Raw genomic sequence first — 16984 nt, 5'->3', positions numbered from 1 at the left:
CATGAAATGAAAATTACCAAATTCACTATCGAAAATTTCAAGGGAATTTCTAACACGACCATTCGTCTTCAAGATGACGTGCCGGGAAGCATCGTTACTCTTGTAGGTTTAAATGAGAGTGGAAAGACTACGATACTGGAAGCTATTTCTAATTTTGTCACGGAAGATAAGGGAATAACAGGCCTAGTTGGTACTGTTAGTAAAAGGTCTGATCCAAAAGATTTTATACCGAAAGACAGGAAAGCTGCCTTTACTGGAAATGTTGTAGTTAAGGCATCTGTAGAAATAGATGATAACGATATTGATCGCTTAGCATTGGAAATTCTAGAAAAACAAAATTTAGTATTGGATAAAAATACAATATCTAGAAATTTTACTGTTGAACGCAGCAATAAATTTGAAGACTCAAACTACGTTAGCTCAACCGCTCTCTGGTCTATTAAGTTTAATTTGAAAACTCCGAAAGCAAAAAAGTTTAAAACATATAACGCTCTTGATGATACACCTGTAGAAGAAAGAGTTGTCTGGCAGGCCTGCATAGAATATTTAAAAAGAAGGATGCCAAAAATTGTTTACTTCCCAACGTTTCTATTTGATTTTCCTGATCGAATCTATCTCAGAGGTGATGACGCGGAACTTAATGCTTACTACAAGCAGGTTATTCAAGACGTTCTGGATAGCCAAGGGGAAGGGTTAGACATACAGAAGCACATTCTCGATCGCATTGACAAAATACGCGATGAGAACCCAATTACTAATGGGTTTTTAACCGCTTTTTTCCAGCGCGATGAAAGAAAGCAAATAGAAGCCGTGCTTCAAAAAGCATCTCATGAAATTGGACGCGTAATATTCGGTTCTTGGAATCAAATTCTGGGGCATAATATTGCAAATAAGCGAGTTCAGATAGACTTTCAGTTAGACGCAAATAAGGATTTTTCACCATACTTGGAACTTTCAATTTTAGACGGGCAATCGAAATTCAGTTTATCGGAAAGATCACTTGGATTTCGATGGTTCTTCTCTTTTCTATTATTTACCGAATTCAGAAGAAACAGAAAAGAAGCCAGCGCCACTCTGTTTCTATTCGATGAGCCAGCAGCCAACTTGCATTCAAAAGCTCAAATAAAGCTTTTGGAAAGCTTCGCACGTATAGCTAATGAAAACACCGGAATAATATATTCTACACACTCTCATTACATGATTAACCCGCTTTGGTTGGAGAAGGCATATATTATTGAGAATAAGGCTACGAACTATGAAAGTGATGTTGAGTTAGATGCGTTTGATATAAAAAAAACGGACATCAAAGCCACACATTATCGTACTTTCGTAGGAAAGCGACCATCTCAAACAACATATTTTCAACCGGTTTTAGATGCGCTAGAGGTTTCATTCAGTCCTTTAGTGGCTTCTTCTAGGGCACTAATAGTAGAGGGCAAAAATGACTTTTATCCACTAGTCTACTTTAGGAGTCGTTACCCGAGTAAAAAGATACCAAAGATTTTTCCGGCCAACGGTGCAGATAGCATCGCGCCTTTGATTAGTCTCTTCAGAGGATGGGGCGTAGATTTCCGTATTTTGCTAGATGGTGATAAGGCGGGCGTAGACGCAAAAAAGAGATATATACGAGATTACTTTCTATCTGATCAAGAAATTGTAACTCTAGGAGATATATCGGAAAATTTCATAGGTAAATCTTTCGAAAGCATTTATGAGAGTGACGTAAATGATTCAATCAAGTCTTGGCTTCAAAAGGGAAATATTGACAAAAGAGATTATCCAATTTTCTTCATGGAGCAATTAAGATTGAATGACAAAAAAGTATTTGAGGAAACTGAGAAATCTTTCGAATGTATATTTAAATGGATTGAAGAAGAATTCCCAGTTGACTAATTATGTAGTAAAATTATTGAAATAAGTCTGCTAAACAGATTTATAATCGTAATTTTTATTGCAGCCTAAAGAAAGTGCGCCGGGAAATTATCCCGGAGCATTTTTACTGTGTTGTCAAAGGCGGTTGGAAACCGAATTGAAGCCGTAGCCCAATTGGCGAGCAATCAAAGACTTTCTAGATGAATACGATCTGCGTTGGTTCGTTGATCTTTGCGCACGTCTTTTATGCTTTTGTCGCATTAAACGAAGATATGTGGACATTTTCGGAAACGCTCGATCTGTTAGAACTTGCGGGATCACTTCTGCTTTTGACCAGTTTTTAGGCTTTGGGTAGCTGGCAGCAAGTTCAGGGAATTTTTCTTCCCGACTCATTCCGCTGTAATGAAGCATTGAAACCCGCTCTTTTCCTTGCTGTGACACCAATACTTTGAGACGAGCGACATCGCTGTCCGCGTACAATTCCCTGATGACAAATACGATTTTGTAGGTGAAGAAAACTGGCAAAGCGTGGATCGACGCCTTTAACCATGTAATTCCCAATGTTTTTGACGGTGTGCGGGTTTACGTCTTCAATTTTGATGGTTCTTGGTCCAACAAATCTTTGATAGCGCTGTAACCATCGAACGAGCTTTTTTTCAAATATTTCAATCAAATTTGGTTCGAGATTTATCAACCAGTGCACATGCTCATTTAATTGAGGCATTTCGAAAACCCATGCTGCACATGGCGGTTTATGATCCAATCCATTTTTCTTATAATATGATTGTAACCATCTGTTTTTAGCTCTATTAATCTTACTAAATATTTGTTGAGCAGTTAAATCAGTATGTCTTAGATCAAAATTTATCGTAACAAAATAATTTAAACTTCTTCCATCGTGTTTTGCATAATCTATAGATCGCAATAGATATAATGCACTTCGAACGTTAATTGATACGCTCGAATGACGCCTATAATAAAAACTCAATTTTTAATTTCTTTCTCCCCATTTTGTAAAAATGGCCTTATCTGTAAACATATACTAATATAGAAAATTAATTCTCCCACGGTATTCGATTGATCTCCTTATTGGCCTTTTCATAAGCATCAATAATGAAATCCAACTCAATATCTAAACCAAATTTGTTAGCCATATTTCCGAGGAATTTTAAATCATCAATGTATTCTTTCGTCGTAATCAATTTAAATATTTCTTTCTTTACAAATTATAATTCATCTTTCGAAGTTTGTTTGTTAATTCGAAGTCTGACTTGGATAAGAAGGCAGACTTCTGATTTGAACCAGTAAGATTATTAATTAGGGTTTGCGCTCAAACATTTCGCACTTCACACTCAATCAGGTTCTAATATCCTCAGTTAATGGCTCAAGCGTTTCACGCAGCTTTTTCAACGTGTACCCATTACCGTAGTTCGTGCCCATGCCCGGGGATTTGTGTCCCATGATATAGTCCTGAATTTCCCCCGGTACGCTATGCTCTCTCATGCGATCCTTAAAACAGTGGCGGATGCTGTAAGCAGTTTGTCCGTCATACTCAAAGAGATTATTCTCTTTAAGAAACTTGTTGATCGCAGCAGATGCATTGGTTGGGCCGTTTGCCGTACGATAACGGGCAAACCCCATCGGGCAATTCTTGAAAGCTTCAAGTGCAAGACCCACGAGCGGAATTCTTCGCTCTCGATAAGGAGTCTTTAGTTTGCGATATTTGTTATCTCGTAGAATAATATGAGGGGTTTCGTGATTCAGACGAATATCTGTATTGGGGTCTAATCCACACAGCTCTTTGAAGTTGCACCCAGTGTCAATCATTGCGTATAGAATGTTTCTTATATCACCATTCATTTTATCGAGCGCTTTTTTCCCAATCCACTCGCTATCTATGTAATCTATATTCATTGCTAATCTTTTTTTGTCCTCTTTCTTGAAGCTTAATTTTGAAAATACGCATTTTACATCCAAATCCTTTTCCAAGTAATATTCATTTAATAAAACGCGAAGATGTTTCATATATTTTGAAGCGGTATTCGGGGTTGTTTGTCCATTTAATATTTTATCTTTTAGGTGCTCATGAAATGATTTTGCATCTTTTTTATTCAAATCTTTTACTTTTTTATTTTCACCCAAGTACTCTGTAATTTTTTTACATGCATTATTAAGAGGATCAATAACCCTACTATATTCGCGAGTGTTATCTGATTTCAATTCATGCCGGTGAGCGTGTGCGTAAATCCTAGGAAGGTCTAAAATTCTTGTTTCATCATCATTTCTACATAGAAAGCTTTTTACGATCCCTTTGTTTACATATTTTTTTGACTTTAGCGCGCGCGCTGCTTCTCTCACTGCAATTCGATTATTGACAAGTTCTTCGATATCTCGAAGTTCACGACCTTGTGCTTTGGCGCGTATTTGAGACTGGGAAAATGTGTTCGTATCCGAAGGAACATAATCTTCGTCTTTCATGGCTTTCAAATCATCTTCAGCTGCTGCTTTCGCCCTCGTATACTGAGACAGAGCTATAGATTCGTCACGTGTATTCAACGATAGTATGATTTCTGAAGGAAAACCAGGTTTTCTTAGTCTTAAAGGAACAACCTTACGATAATAAAAAATACCATTCCTACAGTATAGTCCCTTGATTGGGACTTTAGTCTTCTTCATTATTATTTCTTTCTATTTACATTGGCGTTGATTCGAAATTAAATATCGAAATCTAAATATATAAAATCAAACAATTATTTTCACCCAAAAGTACAACTATGGCTGTATCAATTTGAGAGAATAATCCCGTCTATAAGGTGGGCAAACATGCCTTTCCAAATGACGAACATCAGATTTTAAGTTTTTTGTTGAGATAGTCGTGGGATTCGAACCCACGGTGGAGTTACCCCCACGCCGCATTTCGAGTGCGGTGGTCTCTAAGAGCGACTTTTGCGACCCGCGATTTCGATCGATACACCTGACTTTTCGTATCGGGAGCCGGGCGGCGCTTTTCTGGCGGGAAGCCTTGGTGCACGGCAAGTTTTTGAATTGATTTTATGTATTATCCAACGCACAACCGTTTCATATGGATTTGTACGCCGTCGGGCGTTGAGTTGAGAAAGAAGCTGCTGCGTTGACGGACGATATTGCCCATACCGAGTTGATCGCCGTTTTAAGTGCCGTCACGGGTGAGCAGCCACGCGTTATGACGGTGCGTCAAGGGCAGGCTCTGCCGTCCGGGCCATTTGAGACTGAGCATCGTTCGTTGCAGTCAGGCCTGCGTGCCTGGGTGCAAGCGGAAACCGCTCACCCGGTGGGCTATCTTGAGCAGCTTTATACTTTTGCTGATCGTGACCGTCACAAGCTTGGCGAGCGGACAATTTCAATCAGTTATCTTGGGCTGGTGCGTGAAGGTGATGCGACGTCTCATCAGGCCAGCTGGCGAGGCTGGTATGATTATCTGCCATGGGAGGACCATCGGCAGGGTGTGCCTGAGATAGTCGGGCATCTGAGCAATGGTCTTCGCGTCTGGGCGCATCTGGCTGCTTCTGCGGAACTGACGGCACAGCGCTTGCGGCGAATAGGTTTTTCTTTCGGGCTTAATGGCGAGCGCTGGAACGAAGATCTGGTGCTTCAGCGCTATGAGCTTCTGTATGAAGCGGGCCTCGTCAGCGAAGCTGAAAAAGGCGATGAGGAAAACGGAAGGCATATGTTCGCTGATCACAGGCGGATTCTTGCAACCGCTATCGCGCGGTTGCGTGCCAAGATCAAATATCGCCCTGTCGTATTCGAACTTATGCCCGATAATTTCACGCTTCTGCAGCTTCAGCGTACTGTGGAAGCTCTCGCCGGATTGCGACTGCATAAACAGAATTTCCGTCGCCTGATCGAACAGCAGGACCTTGTCGAAGAGACTGGCGAAAGCGATAGCGAGACTGGAGGTCGCCCGGCCAAACTCTTCCGTTTCCGCTATTCGATTGTCGAGGAACGTGCACTTTCTGAGCGCCATGTTGCAGGAACTAAGCTCCCTCTCTCGCGTGATTGACAATATACTCGAATCGAGTATAACTTCGGATCTATAAAATACTCACATTGAGTATAACAGATAGTTCCGCTGTGTTGGAGCTTATGCGCTGCTCGGGAGGCCGCCATGAACGAGTTTGTTTCTGTTTCAAAACTTTATGATCGCGTCGCGTCGGTCCTGCCCAGGGTCGAATGGATGCGTTTTGAAGAAGATGTTGCGGCCATCCTTGAACTTAAGCGCAAACGCAATGCCGTTATTCTCGCGCATAATTATCAGACGCCGGAAATCTTCCATTGCGTGGCCGATATTGTCGGCGATAGTCTGGCTCTTGCCCGCAAGGCGATTGATGTTGAAGCCGATGTGATCGTGCTGGCAGGCGTGCATTTCATGGCGGAGACAGCCAAGCTGCTCAATCCCAAAAAGACTGTTCTGATCCCGGATATGGGTGCTGGATGCTCACTGGCAGATTCCATTACACCGGAGGATGTTGCGCTTTTACGTGAGGCACATCCAGGGGTGCCAATCATCACCTATGTCAACACATCAGCAGCTGTTAAGGCTGCATCCGATATCTGCTGCACGTCGGGGAATGCAAAAAAGATCGTCGAGTCGCTTGGCGTGCCGCGCGTGCTAATGATCCCTGATGAGTATCTTGCACAGAATATTGCGCGTGAAACCAATGTTGAAATTCTAGCTTGGCATGGCCATTGTGAGGTGCATGAACGCTTCACGCCAGACGATATCCGAGAACTGCGTGAAAGCCATCCCGGCGTGATGGTGTTGGCACATCCGGAATGCCCACCTGAGGTGGTCGAGGCTGCTGATTTTGCTGGTTCGACGGCTGTAATGTCGGACTTTGTCGGTGAAAAAAAGCCGCAACGCGTAGTGCTTCTGACCGAATGCTCCATGAGTGACAATGTGGCTGTCGACCATCCAGATGTTGAATTTATCCGGCCCTGCAATCTCTGTCCTCATATGAAGCGGATCACGCTCGGCAATATACGTGATGCGCTGGAAAACAATCGCCATGAAGTCACGATTGATCCCACGATTGCTGAACCTGCACGCCGCGCTGTCGAGCGGATGCTAGCGGTATGAGTATCGCTCCTGTAATCGTGATCGGCAGCGGCCTTGCAGGCCTGATGACCGCGCTTTCACTTGCGCCTTACCCGGTGTTGCTGGTGACTGCGGGACCCCTTGGCTTGGCTGGGTCCAGCCCGTTGGCGCAGGGTGGTATTGCAGTGGCCCTTGGTGAAGATGATAGCGCAGCTCTGCATATTGCCGATACGCTGGCGGCAGGCGACGGTCTTTGCGATACGCGCGTGGCAACGCACATTATTGAGGCGGCGCCCCAAGCGATTGCGTCGCTTGAACGCTACGGCGTATTTTTCGACCGCAGGTCAGATGGGGCTTATTCTCTGGGGTTGGAGGCTGCCCATGGAAGGCATCGCATTGTCCATGTCGATGGGGATGCGACAGGTGCAGGTATCATGCGCGCACTCATTGCCAGAATTCTCGCCACGCCATCGATCACCGTGCGAGAGAATAAAAAGGCGCAGCGTCTTATCACGCATGAACAGCGGATCTGCGGAGTGGAGCTCGAAGGAGAGGGGCCAGTCGCAGGCTGTGCGGTTGTATTGGCCACAGGTGGCGCGGGCGGTTTGTATGAGGCAACGACCACGCCGCCTGATAATCTTGGGCAAGGGGCGGCTCTTGCCGGTCGTGCGGGTGCTATTTTGGCAGATATGGAATTCGTGCAGTTTCATCCGACCGCGTTGGCTGTTCCATCGCAGCGATTGTCTCTGATCAGCGAGGCGGTACGCGGTGAGGGTGCAATCCTCATCGATGATCGCGGTCACCGTTTTATGCAGAACGTGCATGGACAAGAGCTTGCTCCACGCGACGTTGTTGCGCGTGCGATTGGAGAACAGCTTGCACATGGCAGGAACGTTTTTCTTGATGCAAGAGCTTCTCTGGGCAATCGCTTTGCATCGCGGTTTCCGGCTATTGATGCGCTCTTGAGGCGGCATGGTATTGATCCATCTTGCGATCTTATTCCGGTGAAGCCTGCCGCCCATTATCATATGGGCGGGGTGGCGTCCGACCCTGATGGTCGCACCAGTCTGCCGGGGTTGTGGGCCGTGGGGGAAGCCGCTTGTACCGGACTTCACGGTGCAAACCGCCTCGCAAGCAATTCGCTTCTAGAAGCGGCTGTCATGGGTTTGCGGGTGGGTCGTGCCATCGCTAAAGAGCCGAAAGTGTCAGTACCATTGCTTGCATCAACGACAGCACCGCTATCAAGCGATGCTTCCGCCGTTCGCCCAATTGTCTCGCGTGCACTTGGTCTGTTACGCAGCGGACATGAACTGCGCACGGCGATTGCCCCGTTGCTTAGGCTTGCGAACACAAATGATGCGGCGGCTGTGGCGTTGGTGATGAGTGTTGCTGCATTCGAGCGCAAGGAGTCTCGCGGTAGTCATGCACGCACGGATTACCACAGCAAGCATGAGCGGGCTCAGCGCAGCTTTCACACCTTCGAACAGGCTTTTGCGCTCGCACGCGAAATTGCAACATCCCAACCATTATCGAGGATCGCATGATGGACCTCCCGCGCCTTTCGCCTTTGATTGTCGAACCTTTGGTACGCGCGACCCTTCTTGAAGACCTTGGATTGGCAGGTGATATCACGAGCAATGCAGTCGTGCCTGCCGATCATCGCTCGACAATGGTCTTCAGCCTCCGGCAGCCGGGCGTGATCGCTGGATTGGACGTGGCTGAAACTGCTTTTCGATTGGTTGACCCTGCAATTGTTTTTGATCGGTTGAGCAGCGATGGGACTTCGCACCAGCCTGGCACAGAGGTCGCTCGCGTTTCAGGTTCTTCGCGCAGTATCCTTGCCGCCGAACGCACGGCGCTCAATTTTCTGGGCCATCTTTCAGGTGTAGCGACAGCAACAGCCAATCTGGTCAAAGCTGTTTCGGGGACGAAAGCTGCAATCGTTTGTACCCGCAAGACCATGCCCGGGCTGCGTGCTTTCCAAAAATATGCAGTGCGGGCAGGAGGCGGCATGAACCACCGCTTTGCGCTTTATGATGCAGTGCTCATCAAGGATAATCATATCGCAGTTGCAGGTGGTGTTGGCGAAGCAATCTCCCGCGCCAAGATCAATGCCGGTCATATGGTCAAGATTGAAGTGGAAGTCGACACACTGGAGCAGTTGCTTGAGGCAATGGCGATGGGTGTGGATGCGGTATTGCTCGATAATATGTCACCCGCGCAATTGCGCGAGGCAGTGAGCATTATCGATGGCCGGGCGATTGCCGAGGCTTCAGGTGGGATTACGCCTGAAACTGTCGCTGCCGTTGCTGCTAGCGGTGTCGATCTGATCTCAATAGGCTGGACCACGCATAGTGCGCCCAACCTCGATATAGGTCTCGATTTCAGCTTCGCGTAAGCGGCAAAGCCTATTCGCTCAAGTGATGAGCGAATGTGTCACCGGTATAGTCGGTGCGGAGAAGGCCTGCTTCGCTCAACCTTGGCATCAACTCGTCAAGGGTGAGACGCATGGATGAGGTTGAACCGCCGGGGGCGGTGATGAAACCATCAATAGCACTTGCATCAGACCATTTTTGAATTGCTTCTACGGCGTCATCGACCGTGCCAATGATCTGCCAATGGGCGGCGCTGATCACTTCCGGCCTGCGTAGCAGGTCTTGAAGGCTGAGTGTTTCTTTGTGCAAAAGGCGCTGCAGCAATCCCGCGTGGGTTTTGCTGCGTACTTTTTCTGGTGGTGGAGGCATGTCCGACGGGCGGATCAGGCGATCTTCTGGCCAATCGGTTAGATCAAGGCCGGTCATATCCCGAATATAGGCAATCTTGCGCGTGCGCTCGCCGCGCGCGTGGGTATAGGAGAAAAGCTCTTCCGCCTCTTTACGCGTTGGTGCAAGATAGAGGCTGAGGCCCGGAAGCAGGCGCACATCGTCGGAATTCCGGCCGTGAGATTGCGCCAGAGAGCGCAGGTCATTACGCAGACTAATCGCTGCATCAATATCTGGTGTTGCCGAGAAAATCGCATCGGCGACAGATGCTGCGAAACTGCGTCCGGCTGGTGAAGCGCCCGCCTGAACCAGTGGGATCGGGACATTCTCCAGCGAAGGAACATTGAGGGGGCCTTTGACTTTAAACAAAGCACCCGCATGATTAATTGGTTTGATACGTGCCGTGTCAGCATAGTTGCCGCTAGTCCGGTCACGCTTGAGAGCGTCACCAGGGAAGCTTTGCCAGAGCGCTTGCACGACATCGGTAAACTCTGCTGCTCGCGCATAGCGCTCGTCGGATGTCGGCATTTCATCAAGACCGAAATTCACATTGCCATCAAGGGCGGTCACGATGTTCCATCCTGCACGCCCGTTGCTTAGATGATGCAATGACAGAACCTGCCGTGCGACGGCATAGGGTGGCATGAAGGTGGTAGAAATCGTGGTGAGTAGACCGATTTTGGAAGTTTCGCGCGCAAGCGTTGCCATCAGCAATGTGGCATCCAGACTAGCGAATCCGGGCGTGGTTTCCATGATCTGGCTGTTGAGAAATAGATTATCGGGACGAAACACAAAGTCGAGCTTTGCAGCCTCCGCGCGTTGCGCAATGTCGACGTAAAAGTCTGAGCCGAAAACACCTTCAATATCGCTGTTGTCATGCCGCCAGCCATCATTGCTGAGCCAGGTGGGAGCAAGCGACATGCCAATGTGGAGCGTTTTGCGAGATGTCATAAAGAAATCCAGTCAGTGTTTCAGCAGAAAACCGCGAGCCGAAAGCTCGCGGTTTGATTGATTGACGCAAGTGGTCAGAAGCTGCCCTTGATGCCGATGCCGAAAGTGCGTGGCATTGTCATGCTGGCCTGTGTCGTTGCTCCGCTTAGGCCACGCGTTGCTTGCTTGGCGGTCGGTACACGTTCGTTGAAGATATTCTTCACAAATCCGTAGAGCTGGAATTTTTCGTTAAAGTCGTAGCTTACGCGGGCATTGGCGATTGTGTAAGCGTCGATCCAGTAGGATGAGGTGTTCGCGACATCGGAATAGTAGCTGTCGATATAGCGCACATCACCAGAAACATTGAATTTTTCGGTTACATTCCAGCTTGCTCCGAAGTTCAGCATGTAGCCCGGCGATTTTGCAAACTCATTATCCGCATAATCGGGATTGCTCGAAATCTCATCAATTTTCGTGCGCATGATACCTGCGCCTGCCTTGAGGGTCAGATTGTCGAGGATCTGGTAATCAGCGCCGAGTTCAAGTCCATAGGCATGTGCCTTCTCCGCGTTGATGGTATATGACTGTGTTATCCCGGGAGAAATGACAACAGGAATATTGTACTGGGCATTCTTGAAGTCCATGTAGAACACGTTGCCGTTTATAACGAGCTTATTGTCCAAGAATGCGGCGCGGGTGAACAGTTCGTAGTTCCATAGTGTTTCCTCGTCGAACTTGTTCCATTTGCTCGTCGCAGGGTTGGATGTGTTCATATAAAGCGAAACACCGCCCGGATTGTAGCCGCGGCTTATAAGGCCACCGACGGTAAGCTCAGGGGTGATGGCATAGGCCAGCGATACTTTAGGCAGGAAAGCAGAGAAGGATTCATCAAAATCAATCGCGTCCAGTGCATAGACTGAAACACCATCGCGCTGAATTTTGTCGTACTGGAAGCGCGCGCCTCCAGTCAATGTCCATTGCTCATTCATACGCCAGCTTAGTTCGCCAAACAGGCCAACATTTGTTTTCTTGTCGTCGAACTCAGAGATATAATTGTTTACAGCGACCTTATTGGCAGCATTCACCAGATCGAGAAGCTCGTCGGTTTTTGTATGTGCAAAATAAACACCAGCGACACCGCTCAGGACGTCCTCCTGATCTCCAAAGGTGAGGCGTGTCTCATTCGAGATATTTGTCTGGTCGATATTGGCGTCACCATTATGTGCGACCCCCACTCTGCGCTTGACCGAAGAGTCTGAGAACTGTGTCTGGTTGTGGAGCTTGAAGCCATTCTCAAATTCATAACTGACATCCAAGATGCCAGTATTGGTACGCTGATCCCAAGAGGGTAAAGTTGCGCCACTGTAGTCGAGATCATAGTAAAGCGGTGTCGCCGCTTCATAGGTCGGGCGATTGCTCTTGTTGAACGAGTAGGTGAGCTTTGCCTCTAGGCCTGGGATTTCAGCAGGCTGCCAGAGCAACTTCGAACGAATGTTCAGCGACTGGAAATCCTGATCGGTTCCAGAAGAGTAGAAGCCCGGATTGACATAATCAATGAAAGTGTCGCGCCCCGAGTAATCGATAGCCAAACGGCCTGCGAGCTCGTCTTTGTAGAGCGGGCTGTTCAGCATAATCGAGGTGCGCTTGGATTTATAGCTGCCGATCTCGACCTGATATGCGCCTTCCTGCTCAAATGTCGGGTCTTTGGTATTGACCACAATCGCACCGGCAATCGCATTCGCGCCCTGAGATGTGGTCTGCGGCCCGCGGAAGACTTCGATGCTGTCGAGATCCCAGATGGAAGTGGAGCCGAAGATAAACTCGTTATAATTCAGATAGTGGCCGTCAAGATTGATTGTTGCGCGGGGGACTGTGCCGGAGAAGAAGGCTGTCGCGCCATTGTTTGGGCCCTGCGTGTCCTGACCGCGAATAACGGGTGCGCCCACGGTGTCGGTATAGACAACGTTGGGTGTTCCGCGGACCGCTTCCGATACAGAGGTGTCGCCCGTCTTTTCCTTACTGATTTCCTTTGCGGTAATCACGGTCACGGATGAGGCAGTGTTCTTGATATCACGCGCTACTTTTTCGCCGGTGATGACGAGCGTGTCGAGCACCAGTCCTTTGGAGCCTCCAGATGCCTCAGCATCTTGTGCAAAGGTTGATGAGCTTGAGATCGCTGCCAACGTCAACGCGCTGACGCCATAAAAAAAGTTGCGGGAGGAGCGGGTAATCATGAGTCGCCTCAAAACATGAGTGAGTAAGTCATGTTCTGTTATGCTTCCAAAATAGATTCCGCAATAAGGAATGCATACCGCAATCCAGTATGATTGCAAGCATGTTCAGCCTGTTGCCAAATCGCAACAGGTTCTGCAGTTGGACGGACAACGCCAGATTTTGAGTGTAGCCTTCGTCGGCTTAGCTATCTGGAAAGGCATGACTTTATGTGCCCATCGGGCTAAAGAAAGTGGTGAATCTATCGGGAGGCAGGACATTTGGAAGATCAGGGTCAATCCGCGGGTGAGGAGATGGAGGTCGTTAGCGACAAACGGTCTGGCACGATACAGTCTGTTTCAATTGCTGCCCGATTTCTGAAGATTCTCGCCAATGCCGAGAATGAACTGCCTCTGGGAGAGGTGGCGAAACGTGCTGGAACCGGCGGCTCGACAGCGCATCGCTATCTGCAAAGCCTTGTAAAGGAAGGTCTTGCGAAGCAGGATCCGGTCAGTGGTTTTTATGACCTTGGTCCAACGGCACTGAGCATCGGCATCGGCGCGCTTCGGCGGGTTGATGCGGTGGAGATCGCTGCACAACACATGAAAGCTTTATCGCAAACTCATGCGATGAGTGGTGGTGTGGCGATCTGGACTGACAGAGGGCCGACGCTGGTTCGCTGGTATCGCAGCGCCTATTTCTCCGTTAACCCGCTAGCGCTTGGCGATACATTGCCGATCGACAATACAGCCTGCGGTCATATTTTTCAGTCCTATCTTCCAACGGCCACTGTCGATCGGGCGCGCAAGGTACAACCTGCACATTTTCGCGGAACGCCGCCATCTAAAGCCCTGCTTGAAAAGGTACGAAAAGATCGTTGGTCTGAGATGACCAGCCATCTCTTGTCAAATGTGACGGGTCAGGCTTCGCCTGTGCTCGATGCTCAAGGCGAGATTGTCTGCGTGATGACAACTGTTGCCGATCTTGGCCAGTTGCGCACGGATGAAGAGCGTCGTGCGCTTTTTTATGAAGCATGCATTGTCAATGAATCAACAGGTGGCCTCATCGTTGATACCAAGTTGGAAATGCCGAAGAGCTAAAGCGTTTCGGAAACCGGGTATGATGCGTCATGCTTCCGTTGTTCTATTTTGCAGGCTCTATATGGGCAGTGCTGCTCTTTGGGACGATCAGCGGCGTCCCCGATATCGGGTCTGGAATGATAAGCGAAGAGAGCCCGAATGCATCTTTGACCAGTTGTTCGGTGACGATGTCAGAAGGCTTGCCCTGCGCTATGATCGCGCCCTCGCGCATGGCAATCATGTTGGTCGCATAACGACAGGCGTGGTTCAGTTCATGGAGCACAGCGACGATTGTTCGTCCCTGTCGGTTAAGCTGCGCTAGCAGATCAAGCAGTTCAATCTGGTGTGCGATGTCGAGATAGGTTGTCGGCTCATCCAAGAGCAGGATTGGTGTTTCCTGTGCCAGGACAAGCGCTATCCATACGCGCTGACGCTGGCCGCCGGAGAGTTCATCGACAAGTCTTCCTGCTAATGGGGTGACGCGGGTCGCTTCCATTGCCTGCGCCACAGCCAGCTCATCAGCTTCCGACCATTGCCTTAAGAATGACTGATGCGGGTAACGGCCGCGCGCCACCAAGTCTGCAACGGTGATGCCTTCCGGTGCAGTCGAACTTTGTGGCAGCAACCCCAGTCGTCGGGCGGTCTCTTTTGCAGGCAAGCTTGAAATATCGCCGCCGTCGAGAATAATCTTCCCCTGACTGGGCTTGAGCAATCGCGACAATGCTCTGAGAAGAGTGGATTTCCCACAGGCATTCGGGCCCACAATCACGGTGAATGACGCATCTGGAATAGATACCGATAGATCGGTTGCAACCGTTCTCTCGTCGTATTTCAGGGTCACGGCTTCAGCGTGAAGGCGGTGTGTCATTGTGGCTCCTCGGTGGGGCTTCAGCAGGGTAGGATTGTCGTCCCGTATTGCATTGTAGAATGCGTTCTGCAATATGGAGTAGCGCGATCATGTTTTATGAAGCGTCTTCTCCATCCAATTGCATCACGCGGCAACGAAGTATCAGCTATGGCACTTAGTAAGAATGTTCTCAAGTTTCTGGTAATGCTCGCGTTGCTGGTTTTGACGTTCGAATTCGCGCTTGCGCAAGATTTAGGATGGCCCCGCACCATCGAACATCATTCGGGCGCGCTGACGCTGAAATCCAAGCCCGTGCGGATTGTTTCGACTGCACCGAGCCTGACCGGTATTCTGTTGGCTATCAATGCGCCGTTGGTCGCCAGTGCGGCAACCACGCCGAGCCCTTTGACCGATGAAAAGGGCTTCTTCTCGCAATGGGCCAAGGTGGCGGATGAGCGAGGCGTAGAGGTTCTCTACTCCAATCTGGAATTCGATATTGAGGCAATTATCGCAGCCGAGCCTGATCTTGTTGTTGTTTCAGCGACGGGTGCGGACAGCGTTCTGCCCCAGTATGCAGAGCTTGTCGCGCAAGGCATCCCGACCATGGTGGTCAATTACTCCAATCAGAGCTGGCAGGATATTGCGAAGCAACTCGGTAAGGCCGCAGGCCTTGAGAATGATGTCGTCGCAAGCGTTGCACGCTTTGATGATTATGCTGCGAAGGCTGCAGCGGAGATCAAAGTGCCTGTCGATCCGGTGACGATTGTCGGTTATAATATTGGAAACAGCTACTCGATCGGCAAACAAACGAGTGCACAAGCACAATTGCTGGAAGCGCTTGGGTTTAAAGTCGCTGGTTTGCCGGATGCTCTTACAAAACAAGTCACACGCAGCTCCGATTTCGATTTCATTTCGCATGAGAATCTTTCTGCTGCGGTAACCGGCAAGAGTGTGTTTCTCCTGCGTGGCCTTGATGGCGATGTACGCTCATTTTTAAGCGACCCGGTACTTGCTAATCTTGATGCCGTGAAAGGCAGTCGGGTCTATTCGCTTGGGCCGACATCCTTCCGCATCGACTATTATTCTGGCATTCAGATGATCGATATGGTCGTTCCGCATTTCCGCAAATGATCTCCAGCTTGTTTCAACAAACGAGAAGTCGTGGGTTCTCTTCCATCTCGGAGAGGCAACGCCGCTTTTGGGGGCTGATTGCGGGACTTGTGGTGCTGCTACTTGCCGTCTTCGCAAGCCTCGTGCTCGGTTCGCGTTCGATCTCGCTTGCCGATACCGTGCAGGCGCTCTGGCTGCCGGATCTTCAAAATAATGAGCATCTGATCATCCGCGAATTGCGGGTTCCGCGCACCATTATTGCCATTCTGGTCGGGCTGGCGCTAGGCGTTGCAGGTGCCGTGATGCAGGCTGTGACCCGCAATCCACTGGCCGAGCCGGGATTGCTGGGTATCAATGCAGGGGCTGCTGTTTCCGTCATCCTTGGGATCGTGGCATTCAACCTGACAAGTGTCTCACAATATGTCTGGTTTGCCTTTGTTGGCGCTGGCCTTGCCGGGGTAGCAGTTTTCCTGCTGGGGCAGGAAAGGCGCGCGGGGACGAACCCCGTTCGTCTGGTGCTGGCTGGGGCTGGAATATCCGTCGTTCTGGCTTCTGTTACCGGCATTCTCATCATCAATGCGCCAACATCTGTTTTGGATCAGTTTCGTCACTGGTCGGCGGGCTCCGTCGAGGGGAGGGGATACGATGTCATTGTGGTGCTTGCTGTTTCGATCGCTGCCGGATTGATTGCAGCGTTCTCGATTGCCGGACGCTTGAATGCGCTTGCTCTGGGCAAAGAACTGGGTGCCGCACTGGGCGTGGACGTCTATCGAACCTGGTTCCTGTCCTGCCTCTCTGTTATGCTTCTTGCTGGTGCTGCAACAGCGGGTGCTGGACCGATAGGATTTGTGGGGCTGGTGGCTCCGCATCTTGCACGGATTGTGGTGGGGCCAAACTATCGCTGGATTTTGCCGTATTCAGCGCTGTTCGCGGCAATTCTATTGCTCGGCGCAGACATTATCGGGCGCGTGATCGCAGCGCCTTCAGAGGTTGCGGCAGGCATCATTTCGATGTTGCTTGGCGGACCATTTTTCATTTTCGTTGTTCGCAGATTCCGGTTGTCGAAACTATGAATGCTCAACCTCGATCCGTCCTG

Annotated in this window: 13 protein-coding genes; 8 read left to right on the top strand and 5 right to left on the bottom strand. The window is 49.2% G+C overall.

What is annotated here, in order from left to right:
• Positions 1-6: 6 nt before the first annotated feature.
• Positions 7-1893 (top strand): AAA family ATPase, encoded by a 1887-nt coding sequence (locus KMS41_18315; protein ID QWK79420.1) that lies wholly within the window; start codon positions 7-9, stop codon positions 1891-1893.
• A gap of 346 nt (positions 1894-2239) precedes the next feature.
• Here KMS41_18315 and KMS41_18310 read toward each other — a convergent pair whose 3' ends face one another.
• The gene (locus KMS41_18310; GenBank protein ID QWK79419.1) at positions 2240-2860 is read right to left on the bottom strand and encodes a hypothetical protein; all 621 of its coding nucleotides are present in this window, start codon (positions 2858-2860) and stop codon (positions 2240-2242) included.
• 368 nt (positions 2861-3228) lie between these two features.
• A complete protein-coding gene (locus KMS41_18305; GenBank protein ID QWK79418.1) occupies positions 3229-4548 on the bottom strand; it encodes a phage integrase SAM-like domain-containing protein in 1320 nt (439 codons plus the stop codon).
• A 454-nt stretch (positions 4549-5002) separates the two neighbouring features.
• Here KMS41_18305 and KMS41_18300 point away from each other — a divergent pair, with 454 nt between their 5' ends.
• The 4 genes from KMS41_18300 (at position 5003) to KMS41_18285 (ending at position 9347) form a co-directional block, all read left to right on the top strand.
• Positions 5003-5914, top strand: a complete 912-nt coding sequence (locus tag KMS41_18300) for a hypothetical protein (protein ID QWK79417.1) — start codon at positions 5003-5005, stop codon at positions 5912-5914.
• 105 nt (positions 5915-6019) lie between these two features.
• Positions 6020-6991, top strand: a complete 972-nt coding sequence (gene nadA, locus KMS41_18295; GenBank protein QWK79416.1) for a quinolinate synthase NadA — start codon at positions 6020-6022, stop codon at positions 6989-6991.
• Positions 6988-8493: an L-aspartate oxidase gene (locus tag KMS41_18290; GenBank protein ID QWK79415.1), complete on the top strand. Its 1506-nt coding sequence runs from the start codon at positions 6988-6990 to the stop codon at positions 8491-8493. The genes nadA and KMS41_18290 overlap by 4 nt, the downstream gene beginning before the upstream one ends.
• Positions 8493-9347, top strand: a complete 855-nt coding sequence (locus tag KMS41_18285) for a carboxylating nicotinate-nucleotide diphosphorylase (GenBank protein QWK80312.1) — start codon at positions 8493-8495, stop codon at positions 9345-9347. The genes KMS41_18290 and KMS41_18285 overlap by 1 nt, the downstream gene beginning before the upstream one ends.
• A 10-nt stretch (positions 9348-9357) precedes the next feature.
• Here the strand turns inward: KMS41_18285 and KMS41_18280 are convergent, their stop codons facing one another.
• Positions 9358-10662, bottom strand: a complete 1305-nt coding sequence (locus KMS41_18280) for an NtaA/DmoA family FMN-dependent monooxygenase (protein ID QWK79414.1) — start codon at positions 10660-10662, stop codon at positions 9358-9360.
• 74 nt (positions 10663-10736) lie between these two features.
• Positions 10737-12875: a TonB-dependent receptor gene (locus KMS41_18275; protein QWK79413.1), complete on the bottom strand. Its 2139-nt coding sequence runs from the start codon at positions 12873-12875 to the stop codon at positions 10737-10739.
• 291 nt (positions 12876-13166) lie between these two features.
• Between KMS41_18275 and KMS41_18270 the strand changes: the two genes are divergently transcribed.
• Positions 13167-13952, top strand: coding sequence for an IclR family transcriptional regulator (locus tag KMS41_18270; protein ID QWK80311.1), 786 nt, complete (start codon positions 13167-13169; stop codon positions 13950-13952).
• Between the two features lie 43 nt (positions 13953-13995).
• Here the strand turns inward: KMS41_18270 and KMS41_18265 are convergent, their stop codons facing one another.
• Positions 13996-14799: an ABC transporter ATP-binding protein gene (locus KMS41_18265; GenBank protein QWK79412.1), complete on the bottom strand. Its 804-nt coding sequence runs from the start codon at positions 14797-14799 to the stop codon at positions 13996-13998.
• Between the two features lie 147 nt (positions 14800-14946).
• Here KMS41_18265 and fepB point away from each other — a divergent pair, with 147 nt between their 5' ends.
• Positions 14947-15909, top strand: coding sequence for a Fe2+-enterobactin ABC transporter substrate-binding protein (gene fepB, locus KMS41_18260; GenBank protein QWK80310.1), 963 nt, complete (start codon positions 14947-14949; stop codon positions 15907-15909).
• A gap of 89 nt (positions 15910-15998) precedes the next feature.
• Positions 15999-16961 carry an iron ABC transporter permease gene (locus KMS41_18255; GenBank protein ID QWK80309.1) on the top strand — a complete coding sequence of 321 codons (963 nt, stop codon included), beginning with the start codon at positions 15999-16001 and terminating at the stop codon, positions 16959-16961.
• Positions 16962-16984 lie beyond the last annotated feature (23 nt).

This window comes from Ochrobactrum sp. BTU1 (assembly GCA_018798825.1).
Taxonomy (GTDB): Bacteria; Pseudomonadota; Alphaproteobacteria; order Rhizobiales; family Rhizobiaceae; genus Brucella.
This window is presented reverse-complemented; position numbering and strand designations above follow the sequence as displayed.